Source organism: Streptomyces sp. NPDC048506 (assembly GCF_040651315.1).
In the GTDB taxonomy this organism is placed as follows: domain Bacteria; phylum Actinomycetota; class Actinomycetes; order Streptomycetales; family Streptomycetaceae; genus Streptomyces.
In genome coordinates, this window is the sequence record NZ_JBEZIX010000014.1 from 102130 (window position 1) to 124398 (window position 22269).

General features: G+C 71.7%; 23 protein-coding genes. 20 read left to right on the forward strand and 3 right to left on the reverse strand.

All coding sequences use genetic code 11. The features are described 5' to 3' along the window. Positions 1-57: 57 nt before the first annotated feature. The 15 genes from AB0C96_RS13975 (at position 58) to AB0C96_RS14045 (ending at position 13917) form a co-directional block, all read left to right on the forward strand. A complete protein-coding gene (locus AB0C96_RS13975) occupies positions 58-1416 on the forward strand; it encodes a GAF domain-containing protein (RefSeq protein WP_362916990.1) in 1359 nt (452 codons plus the stop codon). Between the two features lie 140 nt (positions 1417-1556). Further along, a complete protein-coding gene (locus AB0C96_RS13980) occupies positions 1557-2417 on the forward strand; it encodes an LLM class flavin-dependent oxidoreductase (protein WP_362916992.1) in 861 nt (286 codons plus the stop codon). Positions 2418-2764: 347 nt separating this feature from the next. After that, on the forward strand, positions 2765-3343 hold the full coding sequence (locus AB0C96_RS13985; RefSeq protein ID WP_362917108.1) for a class F sortase: 579 nt from the start codon (positions 2765-2767) through the stop codon (positions 3341-3343). Between the two features lie 146 nt (positions 3344-3489). Then, positions 3490-4104 (forward strand): GNAT family N-acetyltransferase, encoded by a 615-nt coding sequence (locus tag AB0C96_RS13990; protein WP_362916994.1) that lies wholly within the window; start codon positions 3490-3492, stop codon positions 4102-4104. 95 nt (positions 4105-4199) lie between these two features. Beyond that, on the forward strand, positions 4200-4283 hold the full coding sequence (locus AB0C96_RS13995; RefSeq protein WP_350257049.1) for a putative leader peptide: 84 nt from the start codon (positions 4200-4202) through the stop codon (positions 4281-4283). 213 nt (positions 4284-4496) lie between these two features. After that, positions 4497-6194 carry a nitrite/sulfite reductase gene (locus tag AB0C96_RS14000; RefSeq protein WP_362916996.1) on the forward strand — a complete coding sequence of 566 codons (1698 nt, stop codon included), beginning with the start codon at positions 4497-4499 and terminating at the stop codon, positions 6192-6194. Next, positions 6191-6391, forward strand: a complete 201-nt coding sequence (locus AB0C96_RS14005; protein WP_362916998.1) for a hypothetical protein — start codon at positions 6191-6193, stop codon at positions 6389-6391. The genes AB0C96_RS14000 and AB0C96_RS14005 overlap by 4 nt, the downstream gene beginning before the upstream one ends. Continuing rightward, positions 6388-7080: a phosphoadenylyl-sulfate reductase gene (locus tag AB0C96_RS14010; RefSeq protein ID WP_362917000.1), complete on the forward strand. Its 693-nt coding sequence runs from the start codon at positions 6388-6390 to the stop codon at positions 7078-7080. The genes AB0C96_RS14005 and AB0C96_RS14010 overlap by 4 nt, the downstream gene beginning before the upstream one ends. A gap of 20 nt (positions 7081-7100) precedes the next feature. Next, on the forward strand, positions 7101-7634 hold the full coding sequence (gene cysC, locus AB0C96_RS14015; protein ID WP_362917002.1) for an adenylyl-sulfate kinase: 534 nt from the start codon (positions 7101-7103) through the stop codon (positions 7632-7634). 91 nt (positions 7635-7725) lie between these two features. Further along, complete coding sequence (gene cysD / locus AB0C96_RS14020) at positions 7726-8676, forward strand: sulfate adenylyltransferase subunit CysD (RefSeq protein ID WP_362917004.1); 951 nt, start codon at positions 7726-7728, stop codon at positions 8674-8676. Positions 8677-8678: 2 nt separating this feature from the next. Then, on the forward strand, positions 8679-10034 hold the full coding sequence (locus AB0C96_RS14025; RefSeq protein ID WP_362917006.1) for a GTP-binding protein: 1356 nt from the start codon (positions 8679-8681) through the stop codon (positions 10032-10034). 213 nt (positions 10035-10247) lie between these two features. Further along, entirely contained in the window at positions 10248-11357 is a 1110-nt protein-coding gene (locus AB0C96_RS14030; protein ID WP_362917008.1) for an aliphatic sulfonate ABC transporter substrate-binding protein, read from the forward strand. Between the two features lie 31 nt (positions 11358-11388). After that, positions 11389-12195: an ABC transporter ATP-binding protein gene (locus AB0C96_RS14035; protein ID WP_362917010.1), complete on the forward strand. Its 807-nt coding sequence runs from the start codon at positions 11389-11391 to the stop codon at positions 12193-12195. Continuing rightward, the gene (locus tag AB0C96_RS14040; protein ID WP_362917012.1) at positions 12182-13132 is read left to right on the forward strand and encodes an ABC transporter permease; all 951 of its coding nucleotides are present in this window, start codon (positions 12182-12184) and stop codon (positions 13130-13132) included. The genes AB0C96_RS14035 and AB0C96_RS14040 overlap by 14 nt, the downstream gene beginning before the upstream one ends. 14 nt (positions 13133-13146) lie before the next feature. Further along, positions 13147-13917: a sirohydrochlorin chelatase gene (locus AB0C96_RS14045; RefSeq protein WP_362917014.1), complete on the forward strand. Its 771-nt coding sequence runs from the start codon at positions 13147-13149 to the stop codon at positions 13915-13917. A gap of 125 nt (positions 13918-14042) precedes the next feature. Here AB0C96_RS14045 and AB0C96_RS14050 read toward each other — a convergent pair whose 3' ends face one another. Both AB0C96_RS14050 and AB0C96_RS14055 read right to left on the reverse strand, forming a co-directional pair. Then, entirely contained in the window at positions 14043-15134 is a 1092-nt protein-coding gene (locus AB0C96_RS14050; RefSeq protein ID WP_362917016.1) for a glycosyltransferase family 2 protein, read from the reverse strand. A gap of 131 nt (positions 15135-15265) precedes the next feature. After that, positions 15266-16381 (reverse strand): DUF3995 domain-containing protein, encoded by a 1116-nt coding sequence (locus tag AB0C96_RS14055; RefSeq protein WP_362917018.1) that lies wholly within the window; start codon positions 16379-16381, stop codon positions 15266-15268. Between the two features lie 281 nt (positions 16382-16662). Here AB0C96_RS14055 and AB0C96_RS14060 point away from each other — a divergent pair, with 281 nt between their 5' ends. Further along, the gene (locus tag AB0C96_RS14060) at positions 16663-17259 is read left to right on the forward strand and encodes a hypothetical protein (RefSeq protein WP_362917019.1); all 597 of its coding nucleotides are present in this window, start codon (positions 16663-16665) and stop codon (positions 17257-17259) included. Between the two features lie 272 nt (positions 17260-17531). Continuing rightward, entirely contained in the window at positions 17532-18866 is a 1335-nt protein-coding gene (locus AB0C96_RS14065; protein WP_362917110.1) for an MFS transporter, read from the forward strand. On the opposite strand, the gene AB0C96_RS14070 is transcribed toward AB0C96_RS14065, so the two are convergent. Next, positions 18776-19249 carry a hypothetical protein gene (locus AB0C96_RS14070; RefSeq protein ID WP_362917021.1) on the reverse strand — a complete coding sequence of 158 codons (474 nt, stop codon included), beginning with the start codon at positions 19247-19249 and terminating at the stop codon, positions 18776-18778. The genes AB0C96_RS14065 and AB0C96_RS14070 overlap by 91 nt on opposite strands. Positions 19250-19340: 91 nt before the next feature. On the opposite strand from AB0C96_RS14070, the gene AB0C96_RS14075 reads away from it, so the two are divergent. The 3 genes from AB0C96_RS14075 (at position 19341) to AB0C96_RS14085 (ending at position 22187) form a co-directional block, all read left to right on the forward strand. Then, positions 19341-19706: a MerR family transcriptional regulator gene (locus tag AB0C96_RS14075; protein WP_362917023.1), complete on the forward strand. Its 366-nt coding sequence runs from the start codon at positions 19341-19343 to the stop codon at positions 19704-19706. A gap of 466 nt (positions 19707-20172) precedes the next feature. Continuing rightward, positions 20173-21093 carry a methyltransferase domain-containing protein gene (locus AB0C96_RS14080; RefSeq protein WP_362917025.1) on the forward strand — a complete coding sequence of 307 codons (921 nt, stop codon included), beginning with the start codon at positions 20173-20175 and terminating at the stop codon, positions 21091-21093. Next, positions 21090-22187, forward strand: a complete 1098-nt coding sequence (locus tag AB0C96_RS14085; protein ID WP_362917027.1) for a hypothetical protein — start codon at positions 21090-21092, stop codon at positions 22185-22187. Before AB0C96_RS14080 ends, AB0C96_RS14085 begins: the two co-directional genes overlap by 4 nt. Positions 22188-22269: the final 82 nt, after the last annotated feature.

Consider the following 22269-nt stretch of genomic DNA (forward strand, 5'->3'; position numbering starts at 1 on the left):
GCCTGGTGACGGCACGATGGGCACCGACCGGGCGGCAGTCGCACAACGGAGAGCAGCGTGAGCGAGAGACCGATCGACGGCGCCGTGTGGTCGGCCCAGGAGACCCGCGCGACGGCACGCCGTCTCGCGACCGTCCACGAGGCCGCGCTCGCCGGCGAGGTGGCGCCCGACGCACCGCCGGACGCGCCCCGTGCGGTGATCGGCGAATCCTGGCGACGGGCGCTGAGCTCGGGCGTCGACCCGGACGGCGATCAGGCCCAACACCTGCTGTCCGTCGCGGAGTTGGAGCACCGTCGACACAGGTCCCAGCTGGCGTCCGTGCTGCCGGTGCTCAACGAGGGGCTGTTGGCGGCCGCCGACGCCGCGCAGCAGATCATGGTGGTCACCGACGCCGAGGGCCGGGTGCTGTGGCGGGAGGGCAGTGCGCCGGTCCGGCGGATGGCCGACCGGCTCGGCTTCGACAAGGGCGCGGACTGGACGGAGGGCGTGGTCGGCACCAACGCCATCGGCACCGCACTGGTCGCCCGCCGCCCGGTCCTGGTGCACTCCGCCGAGCACTTCGTCCGCAGCCACCACCAGTGGACCTGCGCCGCGGCGCCGCTGCACGACCCGCGCGACGGGCGCCTGTTGGGCACCGTGGACGTCAGCGGTCCGGCGCACGGCTTCCACCCCACCACGCTCTCGCTGGTGTCCGCGGTGGCCCGGCTGGCGGAGGGTGAACTGCGCACCCGCCACCACGCGTCCCTGGAGCGGCTGCGGTCGAGCGCGGCGCCGGTGCTGGCGCGGCTCGGCGGGCGGGCGCTGGCCGTCGACCCGAACGGCTGGGTGGCCGGGGTGACGGGCCTGACGCCGCCGGACCGGGTGGCGCTGCCCAAGGCGCCCGAGGCCGGTCCGCTGTGGCTGCCGCGCTACGGCATGTGCACCCTGGAACCGCTGCCCGGCGGCTGGCTGATCCGGGTGGGCCGTCCGGACCGGGAGGCCGGGCCGAGCCGGGTGGAACTGGACGTCAGCGGACGGGACGGCTCGACGGTCACGGTCAGCGGGCCGGCCGGCAGCTGGTCGCACGAGCTGACGCCGCGCCATGCCGAGCTGCTGTTCCTCCTCGCCTCGCACCCGCAGGGGCGCAGCGCCGCCGAGCTCGCCCAGGACCTGTTCGGCGATCCGAGCCGTACGGTCACGGTGCGCGCCGAGCTGTCCCGGCTGCGCCGCCACCTCGGGGGCGTGCTGGCGCACCGCCCGTACCGCTTCGCGGACGGGGTGACGGTGGACCTCCGGCTGCCGTCGCGGCCCGTCCATCTGCTGCCGCAGTCGCTGGCCCCGGCGGTGGCGGCGGCGCGGCGGCGCGGGTCGACCGGCGGAACCGGGGACCTCGGGACAAAATCGGGTGCGGATGCGCGCGCGGTGGTCGTAGAGTGACGGCGCTCTGAAGACAGCTCTCCAGAAGGACGTCGCAGAACGGGAGCAGCCCGCGCGTACGGCACGCGCGTGGCCGAACGAGTGGGCGACACGACAGTTCGTGATCGTGCATGCCCGCACGCCTTTCTGGAGGAGCCTCCATGTCCGTAGGCCTCGGCCTTCCCATCGGCGATCCCGCACAGCTGCTGAGCTGGGCCCGGCGCGCCGAAGCCACCCCGTTCCGCACCGTCGCGCTGCTCGACCGGCTGGTGTACGACAACCCCGAACCACTGATCACGCTGGCCACGCTGGCCGGCGCCACCTCCCGGATCCGGGTGCAGACCGAGGTGTTGCTCGCACCGCTGCACCGCACCGCGCTGCTGGCCAAGCAGGCCGCCACGCTCGATCTGCTCTCCGGCTCGCGCTTCACGCTCGGCGTCGGCATCGGCGGGCGCGAGGACGACTATCTGGCCGCCGGTGTCGACCTGCGCCGGCGGGGCCGCCGGCTCGACGAGCAGATGGCGACGCTGCGGCGGCTCTGGGCGGGTGAGCCGCTCTCCGCTCAGGCGGGTCCGATCGGGCCGGCTCCGGCGCGGCCCGGCGGGCCCGAGGTGCTGTTCGGCGGGTTCGTGCCGGCCGTGGTGGAGCGGGTCGCCCGGTGGGGCGACGGCTTCCTCGGCGCCGCGCTGCCGCCCCGGCAGATGGACGGTCTGTTCCGCGGGGTGGAGGCGGCGTGGGCCCGGGCCGGGCGCACCGGCCGGCCGCGCCTGCTGGCGCAGGTCAATGTGGCGCTCGGTCCCGACCCGGTCGCCGAGCGCGCCGTGCGGGAGCTGCGCGCGTACTACGGCCCGCACGACTACACCGAGCACATCACGAACGGGCTGCTCACCACCCCCGCCGCGGTCCGGGACGCGGTCGCCGCGTACCGGGCGATCGGCGCGGACGAGGTGATGCTCTACTGCTGGTGTCCGGACCCGGACCAGGTCGAGCGGCTGGCGGACGCGGCGTTCGGGACGGAGTAGCCGCCCCGCCTCGGCCGTCCACCTCCGTCCCGCCTCCGGTCGTCCACCTCCGTCCCGCCCGCGCCGTCGTGGCGCGGGCGGGCCACCGCACCTCCGACACCCCGGCGGCCCGGGTGCCCGGTGCCCCGCCACCCGTCCGGCCCGCTGCGCTCGCCGCCGCCGGGGTGGGGACTTAGCGTGCCGACCGGGGACCGTGCGCCCCTGAGCGTGGTCCGGGAGGTGAGGTGATGACCCCGATACCCGGGGCGGAGGCGCCGGAAGGATCCGCGGCGCCTCCGCAGCGGCGGGCCGCCGGGCGCCGTCCCCGGTGGGGCGTGCTGGCGCTGGTCGGACTCGTCGGGTTCGGGATGCTGCGGCACGGGCTGTCCGGCGAGGAGAGCGGGCCGCCACAGCCGCGCGCCGTGATCTCCCTGTTCCCCGGCGACCGCCCGCCGGACGGCCCCGCCCCGCCGCCGCTGCCCCGCTCCGTTCCCTCCCGGGTGGTGATCCCGTCGATCGCGGTGTCGGCTCCGCTGCTGCCAGTGGGCCTGGACGGGGACGGTTGGATCGAGGCCCCGCCGGCCGGGGACCCCGATCTGGCGGGCTGGTACGCGAACGCGCCGTCGCCCGGCGAGCGCGGCACCGCGGTCCTCGTCGGGCACGTCGACGGTCGCAGCGGGCCGGCGGTCTTCTACGGTCTGGGCGCCCTGGAGAAGGGCCGGACGATCCGGGTGACCCGCGTGGACGGGCGGACCGCGATCTTCGAGGTCTACCGCATCCAGGTCTTCGACAAGCGGAACTTCCCCGCCCGGAAGGTCTACGGCGACACGGGGCGCGCCGAACTCCGGGTCCTGACCTGCGGCGGTGTCTACGCCGCAGGCTCGGGCTACACGGGCAACGTGGTGGTCTTCGCCCGGATGACGGGGACGGCCGACGGGAATCCGTAGGCGCGGGCCGGGACGCCCCCCGCGTTCCACTCGGCGAGCCGATGTCTCACAATTCGGACGTGTCGGTCGCCATCGCGCCTCGCCGCCCCTTCCTCCTCCACCGGGCCGGCCCCGGCCCCCGCGCACCGGTGTGATGTGCTGGCCGCATGAGCATCGCGGTCACCACCTGGTACCTGGAGCAGACGTCGCGCGCCGACCTGGCCGCCGCACAGCGGCCGCCGGCCGAGCAGGACGTCCGGGTCGTCCGGTCCGAGGTGCCCTCGCCCGAGTTCAGCCGCTTCCTCTATACGGCGGTCGGCGGCGACGTGACCTGGACCGACCGGCTGCCGTGGACCCACGCGCAGTGGGCGGAGCACCTGGGGCGACCGGGCGTGGAGACCTGGGTGGCGTACGAGCACGGTACGCCCGCCGGCTTCGTCGAACTGGAGGCGGCGCCGGACGGCTCCGTGGAGATCGTCTACTTCGGGCTCGTCCCGGCGTTCCGCGGGCGCCGGATCGGCGGCCATTTGCTGACGTACGGGGTCGAGCGGGCCTGGGACCTGGCCGAACGGTGGCCGGGGCAGGTGCCGACGAAGCGGGTGTGGCTGCACACCTGCACCTTGGACGGCGCTCACGCGAGGGCCAACTACGAGCGGCGCGGCTTCCGGCTGTACGAAACCACGGTGACCGAGGAGCCCGACGTACCGGCGCCGGGCCCCTGGCCTGGCGCGGGACCCGTGCTGCCGGGGGCGGCCGATGCACCGGGCGCCACCGCCGGGTAGTGACCGACGCCACACTGTCTCGAAGTTCGGGACAGTGATGTCCATATTCTGGATAGCGGTGGACTGGCCGGAGAACGGCGTGCCACGCTTCCGTCATGTCTCGAGCTGGAATTGCCTTGGTGAGTCGGCGGCACGTCGACCTCGGCCGCATGTCCAGCGCCATTTGTCGGGCGGGCTGAGGCTGTACCGTCCGGGGCCACGAGCCCCCGCGACAGCGCCCAGCACCACCGAACCTCTCGCCGTCCCCGTCGTCGCGGACGCGCCGAGACCCCACGCCCCGCAGACCCCGCCACGCGTCGCCACGCGCCGCCGTTCGCTGTGTCCGCGCAGGTCGGCGTGGGCGCTCGGCGCAGGTCCGGATCCCTTGAGCCCGCCCAGAAGGACGTACACCCATGGCCGCCACCCCGAACAGCCCCGCAGCCGCCACGACCCGCCGCAAGGCCGGCCGCCACCGCGGCGAGGGCCAGTGGGCCGTAGGCCACTTCACCCCGCTGAACGGCAACGAGCAGTTCAAGAAGGACGACGACGGTCTCAATGTGCGGACACGCATTGAGACGATCTACTCCAAGGCCGGTTTCGACTCGATCGACCCCAACGACCTGCGCGGGCGGATGCGTTGGTGGGGCCTGTACACCCAGCGCAAGCCCGGGATCGACGGCGGCAAGACCGCGATCCTGGAGCCGGAGGAGCTGGACGACAAGTACTTCATGCTGCGGGTCCGCATCGACGGCGGACGGCTGACCACCGAGCAGCTGCGGGTGATCGGTGAGATCTCGCAGGAGTTCGCCCGCGGCACCGCCGACCTCACCGACCGGCAGAACGTCCAGTACCACTGGATCCGCATCGAGGACGTGCCGGAGATCTGGCAGCGGCTGGAGGCCGTCGGCCTGTCCACCACCGAGGCGTGCGGCGACACCCCCCGCGTCATCCTCGGCTCGCCGGTGGCCGGTATCGCCGAGGACGAGATCATCGACGGCACCCCGGTCATCGAGGAGATCCAGCGCCGGGTCATCGGCAACCCCGCGTTCTCCAACCTGCCGCGCAAGTTCAAGTCCGCGGTCTCCGGCTCACCGCTGCTGGACGTCGCGCACGAGATCAACGACATCTCGCTGATCGGTGTGGAGCACCCCGAGCACGGTCCGGGCTTCGACGTGTGGGTCGGCGGCGGGCTGTCCACCAACCCCAAGCTCGGTGTCCGGCTCGGCGCGTGGGTCCCGCGTGAGGAGGCCGCCGACGTCTACGAGGGCGTCATCTCGATCTTCCGCGACTACGGCTACCGGCGGCTGCGCACCCGCGCCCGCCTGAAGTTCCTGGTCGCCGACTGGGGCGCGGAGAAGTTCCGCCAGGTGCTGGAGGACGAGTATCTCAAGCGGAAGCTGACCGACGGCCCCGCCCCCGAGCAGCCCGTCCAGCAGTGGCGCGACCACATCGGCGTGCACCGGCAGAAGGACGGCCGCTACTACGTGGGCTTCGCACCGCGCGTCGGCCGGGTGGACGGCGCCACCCTCACCAAGATCGCGGACCTCGCCGCGGAGCACGGCTCCGGCCGACTGCGGACCACCGCCGAGCAGAAGATGATCGTGCTGGACATCGACGAGTCGCGGATCGACTCGCTGGTCGCCGGTCTGGAGGCGCTCGACCTGCGGGTCGCGCCGTCCCCGTTCCGCCGCGGCACGATGGCCTGCACCGGCATCGAGTACTGCAAGCTGGCGATCGTCGAGACCAAGGGCCGCGGCGCCTCGCTGATCGACGAACTGGAGCGCCGGCTCCCCGAGTTCGACGAGCCGATCACCATCAACATCAACGGCTGCCCGAACGCCTGCGCCCGCATCCAGGTCGCGGACATCGGCCTCAAGGGCCAGCTGGTGCTGGACGAGCAGGGCAACCAGGTCGAGGGCTTCCAGGTGCACCTGGGCGGCGCGCTCGGCCTGGAGGCCGGCTTCGGCCGCAAGGTCCGCGGCCTGAAGGTCACCGCCGAGCAACTCCCGGACTACGTCGAGCGGTTGCTGCGCGCGTTCCAGGAGCAGCGGACCGACGGCGAGCGGTTCGCCCAGTGGGCGGCCCGGGCGGAAGAGGGTGCGCTGAAGTGAGCGAACGCGCCGCGCCGTTCTACTGCCCGTACTGCGGGGACGAGGACCTGCGCCCCTCCGAGGCGGGGGCCTCCCGCGGGGCGGGCGCAGCGTGGGAATGCCGGTCCTGTAGCCGGGCGTTCCGGCTGTCGTTCCTGGGCCTGCTGGCCCCGGGAACCACCGGCCCTTCCCCTTCCCCCGACGGAGGTACGTCGTGACCACCGCTACCGACCTTCAGCAGCTCGCCGAGCAGGCGGGCCGCGACCTGGAGGACGCGCCCGCCCTGGAGATCCTCTCGTGGGCCGCCGAGACCTTCGGTCCGCGCTTCTGCGTCACCTCCTCGATGGAGGACGCGGTCGTGGCGCACCTGGCCTCGCGGGCGTTCCCCGGCGTGGACGTGGTCTTCCTGGACACCGGCTACCACTTCCCGGAGACCATCGGGACGCGGGACGCGGTCGCCGCGGTGATGGACGTCAACGTCATCACCCTGACGCCGCGGCAGACGGTGGCCGAGCAGGACGCCGAGTACGGGCCCCGGCTGCACGACCGCGACCCCGACCTGTGCTGCGCCCTGCGCAAGGTCAGGCCGCTCGAAGAGGGCCTGACCGGGTACGACGCCTGGGCGACCGGCCTGCGCCGGGACGAGTCGCCGACCCGGGCGAACACCCCGGTGGTGGGCTGGGACGCCAAGCGGCAGAAGGTGAAGGTCTCGCCGATAGCCCGCTGGACGCAGGCCGACGTGGACGCGTACGTGGCCGAGCACGGTGTGCTCACCAACCCGCTGCTGATGGACGGCTACGCCTCCGTCGGCTGCGCCCCCTGCACCCGCCGGGTGTCGGCGGGCGAGGACGCCAGGGCCGGCCGCTGGGCCGGGAGCAACAAGACCGAGTGCGGGCTGCACGGATGACAGAGCATCAGGAGATATCCATGACGGGCGCCACGATCTGGCTGACCGGTCTGCCGAGCGCGGGCAAGACGACCATCGCGCGCGAACTGGCCGGGCAGCTGCGGGGCGAGGGCCACCGGGTCGAGGTGCTCGACGGCGACGAGATCCGCGAGTTCCTCTCCGCCGGTCTCGGTTTCACCCGCGAGGACCGGCACACCAACGTCCAGCGCATCGGCTTCGTCGCCGAGCTGCTGGCCCGCAACGGCGTGAAGGCGCTGGTCCCGGTGATCGCGCCGTACGCGGACAGCCGCGAGGCGGTGCGGGGGCGCCACCAGGTGGAGGGCACCCCGTATCTGGAGGTACACGTGGCCACGCCCGTCGAGGTGTGCTCCGAGCGCGATGTGAAGGGGCTGTACGCCAAGCAGGCGGCGGGTGAGATCTCCGGTCTGACCGGCGTGGACGACCCCTACGAGGCCCCGGAAACGCCCGATCTGCGCATCGAGTCGCACACCCAGACCGTGCAGGAGTCCGCAGCGGCCGTCCGGGCGCTGCTCACCGAGAGGGGACTCCTGTGAACGACGCGCACCAGGCCGTTCGGCCGCAGACAACCACGACGGCCGCGCCGCTGCGCCGAGCGGGCGGAGAAGCGAACGAAAGGGGTGCAGCATGACGACGGCAGCCATCACCGACGCCGGATCCGACCGGGGCGACGCGGACTCCCCCTACGCCCTCTCCCACCTGGACGTCCTGGAGTCCGAGGCCGTCCACATCTTCCGCGAGGTGGCGGGCGAATTCGAGCGGCCGGTGATCCTGTTCTCCGGCGGCAAGGACTCGATCGTCATGCTGCACCTGGCGTTGAAGGCGTTCGCGCCGGCCGCCGTTCCGTTCTCGCTGCTGCACGTCGACACTGGGCACAACTTCCCCGAGGTGCTGGAGTACCGGGACCGTGTGGTGGCCGCCCACGGGCTGCGCCTCCACGTGGCCTCCGTACAGGACTACATCGACCGCGGCGTGCTCAAGGAGCGCCCCGACGGCACCCGCAACCCGCTCCAGACGCTGCCGCTGACGGAGAAGATCCAGTCCGAGCGCTTCGACGCCGTGTTCGGCGGCGGGCGCCGGGACGAGGAGAAGGCGCGGGCCAAGGAGCGGGTGTTCTCGCTGCGCGACGAGTTCTCGCAGTGGGACCCGCGCCGGCAGCGGCCCGAGCTGTGGAACCTGTACAACGGGCGGCACGCGCCCGGCGAGCATGTGCGCGTCTTCCCGCTGTCGAACTGGACCGAGCTGGACGTCTGGCAGTACATCGCACAGGAGGACATCGAGCTCCCGGAGATCTACTTCGCGCACGAGCGTGAGGTCTTCCGGCGCGGCGGCATGTGGCTGACGGCCGGTGAATGGGGCGGTCCCAAGGAGGGCGAGACCGTCGAGAAGCGGCTCGTCCGCTACCGCACCGTCGGAGACATGTCCTGCACCGGCGCCGTCGACTCGGACGCGGTGACCCTGGACCAGGTCATCGCCGAGATCGCCGCATCGCGCCTGACGGAGCGCGGCGCCACCCGCGCCGACGACAAGCTGTCCGAGGCCGCGATGGAAGACCGCAAGCGCGAGGGGTACTTCTAGCCATGACGAGCACCACCGAACCCACCGAGACGCTGTCGGTCGAGCAGCTGTCGTCGACCACCCTGCTGCGGTTCGCCACCGCCGGCTCGGTCGACGACGGCAAGTCCACACTCGTCGGCCGGCTGCTGCACGACTCCAAGTCGGTCCTCGCCGACCAACTGGAGGCCGTGGAGCGCGCGTCGGCCAGCCGCGGCCAGGAGGCCCCGGACCTCGCGCTGCTGACGGACGGCCTGCGCGCCGAGCGCGAGCAGGGCATCACGATCGACGTGGCCTACCGCTACTTCGCCACCCCGCGCCGGCGGTTCATCCTGGCCGACACGCCGGGCCATGTGCAGTACACGCGGAACATGGTCACCGGCGCGTCGACGGCCGAGCTGACGGTGATCCTGGTCGACGCCCGCAACGGCGTCGTCGAGCAGACCCGCCGCCACGCCGCGATCGCCGCGCTGCTGCGCGTCCCGCACGTCGTGCTCGCCGTGAACAAGATGGACCTGGTCGACTACCAGGAGCCCGTGTTCGCCGCGATCGCCGAGGAGTTCACGGCGTACGCGACCGAGCTGGGCGTCCCGGAGGTCACGGCGGTCCCGATCTCGGCGCTCGAAGGCGACAACGTCGTGGAGCCGTCCGCGCACATGGACTGGTACGGCGGCCCCACGGTGCTGGAGCACCTGGAGACCGTCCCGGTCAGCCACGACCTGGCGCACTGCCACGCGCGGCTGCCCGTGCAGTACGTGATCCGTCCGCAGACCGCCGAGCACCCGGACTACCGCGGCTACGCGGGCCAGATCGCCGCCGGCAGCTTCCGGGTCGGCGAGGCGGTCACGGTCCTGCCCTCCGGTCGTACGACCACGATCTCCGGCATCGACCTGCTGGGCAAGCCGGTCGACGTGGCCTGGACGACGCAGTCGGTGACCGTCCTGCTGGCGGACGACATCGACGTCTCGCGCGGCGACCTGATCGTGCCGAGCAAGGACGCGCCGGCGACCACGCAGGACGTCGAGGCCACGGTCTGCCATGTCGCCGACCAGCCGCTGACCGTGGGGCACCGGGTGCTGGTCAAGCACGGGGCCCGGACGGTCAAGGCGATCGTCAAGGACATCCCGTCCCGGCTGACCCTCGACGACCTGTCCCTGCACCCGCATCCGGGGCAGCTGGTCGCCAACGACATCGGCCGGGTGAAGATCCGCACCGCCGAGCCGCTGCCGGTCGACTCCTACGCCGACTCGCGCCGCACCGGCTCGTTCATCCTGATCGACCCGAACGACGGCACCACGCTCACCGCGGGGATGGTCGGCGAGTCGTTCGCCTCCCCGGAGCCGGTCAAGGACGAGGCCGAAGACGACGGATGGGACTTCTGAACATGGCCAAGGACGTGTTCTCCACCTTCGCGAAAGAGGGCGGCCGTATCGGCAGCGGCGTCCTGGGGAGCGGCCAGGGCGGAGTCGGCCGATGTGTGTGCTGACGATGCTCGACTCCGCCTCCCCCACACCACCCTTCCGAAGATCCATCGCTCCGCCGGGCGCGCCGTAGAGGGCGCGAACAGCCCCGGCCCTCCGAGAGGAACTCCTCCCGTGTCTGCCGTTCGACACCGCCTGCTGGCGGCCGCCGTCACCGTCCCCGTGCTCATCGGCGCGCTGGGCGCCTGCGGCTACGGTTCCGAAGCGAAGAAGGACGCCGCGGCCAATGTCGCCCCCAAGGGCGCGAAGATCGACGGGCTCGATCAGGTGAAGATCGGGTTCTTCGGCAACACCACCCACGCCACCCCGCTGATCGGTCTCCAGAAGGGCCTGTTCCAGAAGGAACTGGGCGGGACGGCCGTGAAGTCCTCCGTCTTCAACGCCGGCCCGGCGGAGATCGAGGCGCTCAACTCGCGGGCCATCGACATCGGTTGGATCGGCCCCTCCCCCGCGATCAACGGCTACGCCAAGTCGCACGGCAAGAGCCTGAAGATCATCTCTGGTTCGGCCTCCGGCGGCGTCTCGCTCGTCGTCAACCCCAAGAAGATCAAGGGGCTGAACGACCTCAAGGGCAAGACCATCGCGACCCCGCAGCTGGGCAACACCCAGGACGTGGCGCTGCTGAACTTCCTGGCCGAGAAGGGCTACCAGGTCGACGCGACCACCGGCAAGGGCGACGTCACCGTCCAGCGCACCGACAACAAGGTGACGCCGACCGCGTTCCAGCAGGGCTCCATCGACGGCGCCTGGGTGCCCGAGCCCACCGCCTCCAAGCTCGTCGCGGCCGGCGGCAAGTCGATCCTGGACGAGAAGAAGCTGTGGAAGGACGGCAAGTTCGTCATCACGAACGTGATCGTCTCCCAGACGTTCCTCAAGGAGCACCCGAAGGCCGTCGAGGCGGTGCTGCGGGCCTCGGTGAGGACCAACGAATGGATCCGGTCGCACCCGGCCGAGGCCAAGCAGGCGCTCAACGACAAGCTCGCCGACCCCCAGATCGCGGGCAAGGCGCTGCCGGACAAGGTGCTCGACCCGGCGTTCAAGAACATCGACATCACCGATGACCCGCTGGCCGCCACCCTCCAGGAGGAGGCGGACCACGCCGTCAAGGCGGGCCTGCTGAAGGCGCCCGACCTGAACGGCATCTACGACCTCACGCTGCTGAACAAGGTGCTCAAGGCCGAGGGCAAGCAGCCGGTCGACGACGCCGGGCTCGGCAGCAAGTAGTCCGCACCGCACTCCCCAGGAGGTGACACCGATGACGACCACCACGCTCACGAAGCAGCAGCCCGCCACGGCGGACACGGACACCACCGTGCCGTACGCGGCTCGGATCGACCATGTGTCGAAGTCGTTCGGTCGACCGGGCGCACAACAGCAGGTGCTGGACGACATCAGCATCGATGTGGCACCCGGCGAATTCGTCTGCCTCCTGGGGGCCTCGGGCTGCGGCAAGTCCACCCTGCTCAACCTCGTGGCCGGCCTCGACGCGCCGTCCGCCGGCACCATCGAGACGCCCGGCGGCCGGCCGGCCCTGATGTTCCAGGAACACGCGCTGTTCCCGTGGCTGACCGCGGGGCGCAACATCGAACTGGCGCTGCGGCTGCGCGGGGTGCCGCGCGCCGAGCGCCGGGGCGAGGCCGAGCGGCTGCTCGAACTCGTCCGGCTCAAGGGGGCGTACGGCAAGCGGGTGCACGAGCTGTCGGGCGGGATGCGGCAGCGCGTCGCCATGGCCCGGGCCCTCGCCCAGGACAGCCAACTGCTGCTGATGGACGAGCCGTTCGCCGCGCTGGACGCGATCACCCGGGACGTCCTGCACGACGAGCTGACGCGCATCTGGACCGAGACCAACCTCTCCGTCCTCTTCGTCACCCACAACGTGCGGGAGGCCGCGCGCCTCGCGCAGCGGGTGGTGCTGCTGTCGTCCCGTCCGGGTCGGGTGGCCCGCGAGTGGCGGGTGGACATCCCGCAGCCGCGACGCATCGAGGACGCCGCGGTCGCCGACCTGTCCATCGAGATCACCGAACAGCTCCGTGGGGAGATCCGCCGCCATGGCCAGCACTGAGACCCGGGCCGAGTCCGCCGCCGCACCGGCCGGCGACGCCTCGGCAACCCCCGACGCTCCCGTCGCCAAGGGCGGTGCCGGCGGCGACATCGCCGGTCTGGAGGCGGGCCTCGACGCCCTGGAGTCCACGGTCGTCGACCGGCAGCCGTGGCTGCGCACCGCCGCGTCCAAGACCTTCCCGCCGCTCGTCGCCATCGCGATCGTGCTGGCCCTGTGGCAGCTCGCCTACCACTTCGAGCTCAAGCCGCACTATCTGCTGCCGAGCCCGGTGGACGTCGCCCACTCGCTCCAGCAGAAGTGGCTGGAGGGCACCCTGCTGGGCTTCGTGTGGACCAGCGTCTCCCGCGGCGCCCTGGGCTTTCTCGCCTCGGTGGCCATCGGTACGGTCCTCGGGCTGATCGTCGCCCGGGTCAAGGCCGTGCGGGCCGCGATCGGGCCGATCCTGAGCGGTCTACAGTCGCTGCCGTCCGTGGCCTGGGTCCCGGCCGCGATCATCTGGTTCGGGCTGAGCGACGCCACGATCTACGCGGTGGTGCTGCTCGGCGCCATCCCGTCCATCGCCAACGGCCTGGTGGCGGGCGTCGACCAGATCTCCCCGCTCTACCTGCGGGCCGGTCGCACCATCGGTGCGACCGGGCTGGCCGGGGTGCGGCATGTGCTGCTGCCGGCCGCGCTGCCCGGCTACCTCGCCGGTCTCAAGCAGGGCTGGGCGTTCTCCTGGCGTTCGCTGATGGCCGCCGAACTCATCGTCAACGCGGCCGATCTGGGCACCGGACTGGGCCAGCTGCTGGAGCAGGGCCGCGAACTCCAGGACATGTCCTGGGTGCTCGCCGCGATCCTGCTGATCCTCGTCGTCGGCATCGGTATCGAGCTGCTGATCTTCGCCCCGATCGAGCGACGGGTGCTGCGCAGCCGCGGCCTCCTCGTCAAGAGCTGACCTCGGACCGCGCCATGGACCCACGCCCCACTCTCCTCGTCGTCGCCCACGGCAGCCGCGACCCGCGGCACGCGGCGACCGTGTCCGCGCTCTGTGCACGGGTCCGGACGCTGCGGCCGGGGCTGCGCGTCGAGGTCGGCCATCTGGACTTCAACGCGCCCCGGGTGCCCCGAGTGCTGGAGCGCCTGGCGGCCGAGGGGGTTGGGGACGTGGTGGCGCTGCCGCTGCTGCTCACGCGGGCCTTCCACGCGAAGTCCGACATCCCGGCGGTACTGCGGGAGGCCGCCGCACGACTGCCGCGGCTGACCGTCCGCCAGGCCGAGGTGCTCGGCCCGTCTCCCCTCCTGACCGGCGCGCTGGAGCGCCGGCTGGCCGAGGCCGGGCTACGGCCCGGCGACCGTCGCTCGACCGGGGTCGTGCTGGCCTCGGCGGGCTCCTCCGACCCGGAGGCGATCGCAGTGATCGCTGAAATCGCGCGGGAGTGGCGGCACACCGCTGGTTGGTGTGCCGTGCGACCTGCGTTCGCCTCCGCATCTCTGCCCCGCACGGCCGACGCCGTGCGGGCCCTGCGGGCCGAGGGCGTACACCGGGTGGCGGTCGCCCCGTACGTCATCGCACCCGGCTTCCTGCCGGACCGGATCGTCGCCGGGGCCCGCGAGGCCCGGGCCGACGTCCTCGCGCCCGTTCTGGGCGACGCCCCCGAGCTGGCCCGGCTGCTGCTGCGCCGGTACGACCAGTCGGTGCTGGCGGGCGCCCACGGGGAGCTGTCGGCCCTGACCGCCTGAGGGACGGCCGCCGCTGCCGGCGGGGTGGCCCGTCCGACGGCCGGCGCCGGACGGACCCGGGTGTCAGCCGGCCGTGGTGCGCAGCCAGACCGTCGTCCAAGGCGGCAGCCGAGGGGCATCGGAGGTCACCCCGCCCCCGCGGCCGCGACCCGTCCCGGCGGGGTGTCGGCCCGCCCCTTCTCATAGACGGTCAGCCCGCGCGACAGATGCAGCGGCACGAGCAGCAACTCCACGACCAGGGCCTTCCAGGCGTAGACGAGGTTGACGGCCTTGGTGGCGTAGACGCAGGGGACGTTCAACAGCACTCCGGAGAGGCGGAGTCTGCGGCGGTGCGCGGCGTAGAGGAGGGGCGGGAGGGTCAGCAGGAGGTCGGTCGCGACCCACCAGGTGACGGTCACGGCGAGCGGCTGATCGGTGGTCGCGGCGGCCAGGAACGGGGTGGCCCACCACAGCGGGGCACTGACGATCTCGAAGAGGGCCAGCAGGACCCAGAGCGCCAGCAGCGGCTTGTGGGTGATCAGACGGCCCCAGTGGAGGCGGACGTTCTGACAGAACCCGGCCATCCAGCGCCAGACCTGTTTGCGCAGATAGGTGAGGTCTTCAGGGTCGGCGGCGAGGGCGACGGCGTCCGATACGTAGACGGCGCGGCGACCGGCGATCTGCTGGGACCAGGTGTAGTCCATGTCCTCGACGACGGTCCGCTCGGGGAACCCGCCGAAGGCGACCAGGTCGTCGCGCCGGAACACCGAGCAGCAACCGGAGCACACCATGGGGCTGTTGGCGCGGGCCTGGATGGGGCGGTGCCAGTGAAAGCCGAAGAGGTACTCGGTGGAGCGTCCGCGTTCCCAAACCGTGCGGGTGTGGCGGGTGCGGACCGTGCCGGCGGCGATCGAGACGGCCGGGTCGTCGAAGACCGGAACGACGGTCTCGATGTAGTCCGGCGCCAGCACGGTGTCGGCGTCGACGGCGAGCACGAGATCGGTGGTGCAGTGCGGAAGGGCGTGGTTCTGCGCCTTGGCCTTGCTGCCGAGGTTGCGGGGCGGGCGTAATACGGTCACGCCATGTGATGCCGCCACCTCGCCCGTGCGATCCGTGGACCCGTCGTCGACGACCAGGATGCGGTCGGGCCGGACCGTTTGCCGTGCGAGTGACTCCAGCGTGGCCGGCAACCCTTCCTCCTCGTTGTGCGCAGGCACGATGACGGTGATGGTGTGCATGTCGGAACTCCCCCGTGGTTCGGATCGCGCCGACCGCGACGACGGTCGAGCCGATCAGGCCGTGGCTGATGGTGCTGACGCTCCTGAGCGGCAGCCCCCGTGCATGTCACCGACGGTAGCGGGATCGCCCCTCAGGCGGTTCCGGAGGAAGCCTCCTGTGGATAACGGGCTTCGACAGCGGCCGAGTTGCCCCCCGCGGCTGCCCGGCGTCGGTACCGCAGGGCCGCAACACCCCAGCACACGCCGAACAGCAGCCAGTACGGCGACCACAGGACGAGGTCCCAAAGGGCGTGGGAGCGCGCGAGATCCGCGAATGCCGGAGGGACCAGAGCGGGGTCGGTCAACACGCGCAGGTCGTTGACGAACCCGTAGCCCAGGGCCCCGACCGCACGCAGCACCATGAGCGCGCACCCCGCCCAGGCGCCCATCAGCAGCGCCCCGCGGCGGACCTTCCCGTGCGGCCGGAAGCGGCCGGACAGGTGGAGCGCGGCCGCCATGCCCACCAGGGCCAGCGCCACGGAAGCCCAGTGCTGCACGACCGCGCCGGAGGCGTGGCGCAGCAAGTCCTCCCCGGCGGCACGGGGCAACGGGGTCTGCCTCATCAGGAATTCACCGCCCCATGCCCAGTCGAGTTTCATCGCACCGTAGGCGAGCGAGCAGGCGAAGGCTCCATAGGCTGCTGCCGGCCGCACGCGAGAGGTGGCCGCCGGAGCGCTCCCGTTGGTCGGGCGGATGCCGGTCCTGCGCGTACGCGCGAAATAGGACACCGTCAGCACGAGCCATGCCGCGAGCTGGCTGCCGCCCCACAGAACGTCGAGCACAGCGCCCCCGCCGAGGTGCGCCGGACCGAGGCCCGCACGCCGGACGGTGATCGCCGCCCCGAGCGACTGCATGACGAAGGCGAGCGCCAGGGCGCAGAGCAGCATCCACCGCGGGATGCGGGATCCCCACCGCATGACGGTCGCCGACGCCACCAACGCCGCCACCACCCCGAGCGAGGCGTTGACCGCCTGGGCGAACGCGGCGTCGGTGAACTGTGCTTGCACGGAGTCAGGGGCCGGGCTCCCGGGCATGCCGATCTCGCCACGCACCGCCATGTACACCTTCTGCCCGGCGTACACCAGCATCCCGGCGGTCGCCAGGCCCACGGCCAGCCGTACGACGAGTCCCGCGGGCGCCGGCCGGGCGGGCCTGAACACCGTGCGGCGGAGCAGACCGACGCACGCGTCAACCACATCAACAGTCATGGTCGCCATGCTGTCCGGGGCCGATGCCGCCCGCTTCCTGCCGGAGGACCGGCCCGGTCCGCCGAGCGAACGAGGAGCGACTCCGCCTACAGGTCGACGACCCGGTACGGATTACCAACTCGGCCGTATGGCATGGGTGGTTACGACGTGCCCTCGGCCCCGTCCCTCGCCTCGGTCGCCGCGTCGTGGCCGGACCGGGTACCTCCGGAACCACATGGGAGGCGCAGCGGGGATGCCGTTAGAGTCGTCCCGTCATCTGCCTCGATCGGTGAAGAGGGACCATGTTCGAAGAGCGGCTCGCAGAGTTCTCCCGCGAGCGACTGGACGGCCGGCCGATACCCGACGACCTGCGCACGATGCTGGTGGCGCAGTGGGAGGGCCGCACCGAACTCTGCGCCCTGCTCGGCATCACCCTCTTCGAATCCGGGAAGCTGCACCCGCTCCTCGACACCGGCTATCTCAACGAAAAGGAGCTCGCCGACCCCGAAATGCAGGCCATCAACGCCGGAGCCGCGAAGATGGCCGCGTACGTCAAGCTCGTCGCAGAGGGTGGCAAGGGCTGGATCGGCTACTGGCTGCACCCCGACGAACCGGCGGACGCCCCCTGGCCCCTCATCGAGCTCGACACCGAGTTCACCTACTGGAGCATGGCCGGCAGCACCCTCGCCGAGGCGTGCGCCGCCGACATCGCGCAGTACCAGGACGAGCCCGACGAACAGGCCGCGTTCGCCGTCCTCTCCGCCCAGCTCGCCGAGCTCGGCCTGCCCCTCAGCGGGGACGACTACGACGACCTCCACGACCCCGGGTACACGGTGGATCCGGAGGAACTCACCGACGAGTTCATCGACGCCGAACGCGCCAAGCGCGGAATCGCCTGAGAGCACGCCGGGCGAGCCGCCCGAACGCGATCGGGCCCGCCGGGCCACCGGTGACAGGGTGAGCCAGCCCGGTTCCCGCGATATGGACCTTTTGCACCTTACTGTGCTGTGTGGTGGAGGTCCTCCGCGGACGGGACGGAGTGGGCGACGTGGAGTGCGCGGACGCGGCCGGTGGCAGTGGTGGCGGTGGGTCCGCACCCCCTCCTGAGTCGACCCGGCGATCCGGGCGACGGTCCTCGGCCCCGCTGCTGGCGGTGTGCGCCGGGTACTTCATGGTGATCCTGGACGTGACGATCATCAACGTCGCCGTCCCGGTGGTGGGCCGGGACCTGTCGGCGTCGCTCACCGGAATCCAGTGGATCACCGACGGGTACACCCTGGTCTTCGCCGGGTTCCTGCTGACCGGTGGGGCGCTGGGCGACCGGTTGGGCAACCGTCGGGTCTTCTGCACGGGCGTGGCCACCTTCACCGTGTCCTCGGCCGCGTGCGCGCTCGCGCCCAGCGCTCCGTTCCTGGTTGCCGCCCGGCTGGTGGAAGGGCTCGGCGCGGCGCTGATCGTGCCCGGTTCGCTGGCCCTGCTCCAGCAGGCCTACCCGGCGCCCGCCGTACGCTCACGGGCCTTCGGGCTGTGGGGTTCGATGGCGGGCATCGCTGCCTCCGCCGGACCGTTGCTGGGCGGGCTGCTGGTCTCCACCGCGGGTTGGCGGTGGGTGTTCCTGATCAACCTGCCGGTCGGCGTGGCCTGCCTGGTGCTGACGGTGCGCCATGTGGCGCCCTCACCGCGGCACGCCGCCCGGGCCCTGGACTGGCCGGCGCAGTGCGCGGTCGTGGCAACGGTGGCGCTGCTGACGGCCGCACTCAACGAGGCCGGGCGTCGGGGCTGGTCCGATCCGGCCGTGCTCACCGGGTTGGGCCTGTCCGCACTGGCCGCGGCCGCGCTGGTGGTGCGCGAGCGGCTGGCCCGGTCCCCTGCCCTGCCGCCGAGCCTGCTGCGCTCGCGTGCGACGAGCGGCGGAGCCGCGATCGGGCTGCTGTTCAACTTCGGCTTCTACGGCATGGTGTTCACCGCCAGCCTGGACTTCCAGCACCAGCGCGGTTTCAGCGCCCTGGGCACAGGGGCGGCCCTGTTTCCGGCGGTGGCGATGACCATGTTCGCCTCCGTCCTGTCCGGGCGGCTGACCCGTACCACCGGTGATCGTCCGCTCGTGGTCTCCGGCATGCTCCTGGCCGCCCTGGGGCTGGCGGGCTGGGCCGCGGCGGGTACCGATCCGCCCTATCCGCTGCTGGTGGCCCCGATGATGGCCGCGGGGTTCGGCACCTCCTTCGCCCTCACCGGCTCGACCTCCACCGTGATGGGCGCCGCGCCCCCGGGGTACTCGGGCGTCGCGTCCGCCCTGTTCAACACCACCCGCCAGATCGGCAGCGCCACCGGCGTGGCACTCGGCGGCACCCTGCTCGCCACGGCCACCGACTACGGCGCGGGGCTGCACGTCAGCATGGCCGCCGGCGCGCTCGCCTACCTGATCGCCGCAGGCCTCGCCTGGCTGTGCGTGCCGGCGAAGCCGTCGAGGTCACCGCGTCGCGCCCGCGCCCACGGCAGCAGCTGAACGACACCGAACGCCGCCTCCACGGCGAAGAAGAGCCACAGCACCCGCGTCGCACCGTGGGCCAGCGCATACGCCTGCCACAGGGCGAACAGCGTGCGCGCGACGCCGTCCAGCAGTCCGTGCACCGGCAGTGGCCTGATGATCCGCAGCAGTGCCCAGACGACCACGACCGAACCCATCAGATTCGCGTACAGGATCTGCATCGGGTCGAGGGGAGGCAGGGCGCCCAGATCGAACGCGCTGCCCAGCGACGAGAGCACGTCGTGCAGCAGCGGGTACGTCCACGGCGTCGCGAAACCCGCGGTGACGACGAGGTCGTACCAGGCACTCGCGCGGACGAGGCGTAGATAGGCGACGCGGGAAGGGGCGTACGGACGGATCATGACGAGGCTCCTGCTGGTCTCACGGCAGCGACGCCTCACGGTAAACAGTGGAGTACTCTCCAAGGTCAAGTCCACGGTCCGGTGGAGGGGCATGCGCATCGGGGAACTGGCCGCGCAGGCGGGCACGTCCAGGGACACCATTCGCTTCTACGAGAAGATCGGTCTCGTCACCGGTCGACGGTTGGCCAATGGCTACCGCGACTTCCCGCCGGAGACGGTGATCTGGCTGCACTACGTCCGCACTGCGCAGGCGCTCGGCTTCTCGCTGGCCGAAATCGCCCGCCACGGTGCGGAGTTGCGGGACGCGCCGGACTCCGCCGAGGCGTTGTCCGCGCTGTTCGAGGAGAAGATCCGGGTCATCGACGCGCGGATGGCCGAACTCGCCGCCCTGCGGGCCGACCTCGACGCGCGCATCGGCACCGGATGCCCGCTGCGGGCCGCCAGCCAGGCCGGCTGATCTCCCGGATCCTCCCAATCCGCCGAGGACATGGGCAGGTTGGGGTGGTGAAAGCCGTCACAGCGAAGCCGCGGGCCGGGCTTCGGAGAGTCGGGGCCGGCCCCCTGCGACGGTTCCAAGCCTTCCCCTGACGCGCGAAATCACTACGCTGGACGCCGCAACAGCACTCCACCGGTTCGCGCGAAACGGGTGTCCCAGCCACATTCTGGACGTGGAGGCTGTGGGAACCACCTGCCGGCAGACAGTCAACACCTGGCTCAATGCTCACTGTCGTCACCGGCGCCACAGTAACGCGGCCGGGCCCCGTGCAGTTGAATCACCTGGGCACCGGTACAGCGCGCAACTCCGCGATCACGAATGAGTATCGCCTGACGGCGCAATGATTCAAAGCGGAATTGTCATGGCCAATTTTGGGCAGTGTCGACCGGTCTCCCACCCCCCTACCCGAGTACGCCCCGGAGAGTCCATGAAGACACCAGACGGCCTAGCCGTTCGACCGAGAACGGCTGGCCAGACGTTCGACGAGGCCGCGGTGCCGCGGTACTACCGACGGAAGACGGCCGACATACTCCACAAATACGGCCCGGGCCCGCGCGTGCACTTCCACGTCGGCCTCTTCGACCCGGTCGTCCGGCTCAACACGACCGTCCCCCAGCGCGTCCTCAAACGCCGGATCGTCGCGTCCCAGGAGGCGATCGTGGACCACGCGGCCCGCTCGTGGGGGTCCGGCAGCCCGTCCCCGGCACACCTGCTCGACATCGGCTGCGGACTGGGCGGCGGCGCCCTCTACTGGGCCCAGGAACACGGCGCACGGGTGACCGGCCTCACCGTCGCGGCCGAGCACGTCGAGGTCATCGGGGCGTTCGCCCGCGAGGCCGGTGTCAGCGAGCGCGTCACCGTACGCCTGGGGGACATCCACGACCTGTCCGAGGAGCGCCGGTACGACGCCGCGTACGCCAACGAGAGCTCCGGCTACATGGACCGCGAACGGCTGTTCCAGGTCGTGGCCCGAGCCCTGCGACCCGGTGGCTGGTTCGGCATCCAGGAGCACTTCATCTGCCGTCCCGAATGGGTCGACTGGATCAACGGCTACTACAAGACGCGACTGGGCACCCTCACCGAGTACATCAGCGCCGCGAAGGAAGCGGGCTTCGAGCTGGAGCAGGACGAGGACGTCACGGACGGCGTCAGCGAGTTCTGGTTGCAGTCCATGGCGTGGAACACCGCCGAGCTGACCCGCATAGAGCAAGGCGGACCACCCGCCTCGTGGTCCCGGGAGCGGCTTCAGGAGAGCGCCATCGCGCACGGCAAGCTGTTCCGCATCTGGCGTGACCACGCAGTCGAGACCCGGCTCCTGCTCTTCAGACTAGGAGGCGGCCGATCATGATCCTCGAACACGGTCATCCTTCCCGCATCGGCTGGCAACTCCCGCCGTTCTTCTGCCCCTTCGACGCCTCCCTACACCCCAAGGCACAAGAGATCGAGCAGTGGGCCACGGAGTGGGTCGACGCCTTCGGCATCTATCCCGATGCCACCGAGCGCGCCTGGGGTCTGGCCACCCACAGCGCCGACTTCTCCTGCCGGATCATTCCGTTCGGCGAGGTCGAGCACGTGCTGACGTTCACCCTGTGGAACTACTGGGCCAACGCGATCGACGACTGGCAGGACTCCGGGCCCGTGAGCGCCAGCACCGTCGACATCACCGACCACGGCGCCCGACTCGCCCGGGCCCTGGAGGCGCCCGGCTCCGCCCTGCTTCCTCCCGGGCCGCTCACGGCGGCCCTCGACGACCTCGTCACCCGCACCCGCGACCTGCTCACGCCGTTCCAGCTCCGCAGGTTCACGGAGGGGGCCCGGGACTGGCTGATCGGAGCCGGCTGGCGCACCGCCAACGCGGAACGCGGCACGATGCCGAGTCTCAACGACTACGCCGGCCTCGGAGCGCTGGCGAACGGCACCCGGTTCAGCCTCACATGGGCCGATGCGGCGAACGAGATCCGGCTCCCGCCCGACGACCTCTACGCGGCCCCGGTCCAGGCCCTGACCGACGCGGCCGGATTCATCGTCAGCGCCGACAACGACCTCTTCTCCTACAACAAGGACGACGACCAGGAGCCCTGGGAACAGAACCTGGTCAACGTCCTTGCCCACGAGCGTGGTTGTGCGCCCCGGGACGCCCTCGCCGAGGCGGTCGGCCTGCGGGACCGGGTGATGACGCTTTTCGTGAGGCTGCGCGCGCAGCTCGCGCGGGGTGCGGACGAACCGCTGCGCCGCTACCTCCACGCGCTGGAGGACTACATCGCCGGCAGCATCGCATGGCAGAACCTCGCTCCCCGCTACGCCAGTCCCCGCAACCGCAACGAACTGCCCGTCGAAGGGGCGTCGTTCGGGATCGTCTGGAGCGACACCCCGAGTGTTCCGGGCACCGAGCCACCTCCGGTGCCGGCACTGTCCTGGTGGTGGCAGCAGCTGGAACGGTGAGCCGTCCCGGACACCGGTTGTACACGGCATGAGTGAGGGCCCGCAGCGACGACCTGCGGGCCCTCATCACTCCGGGGATCGG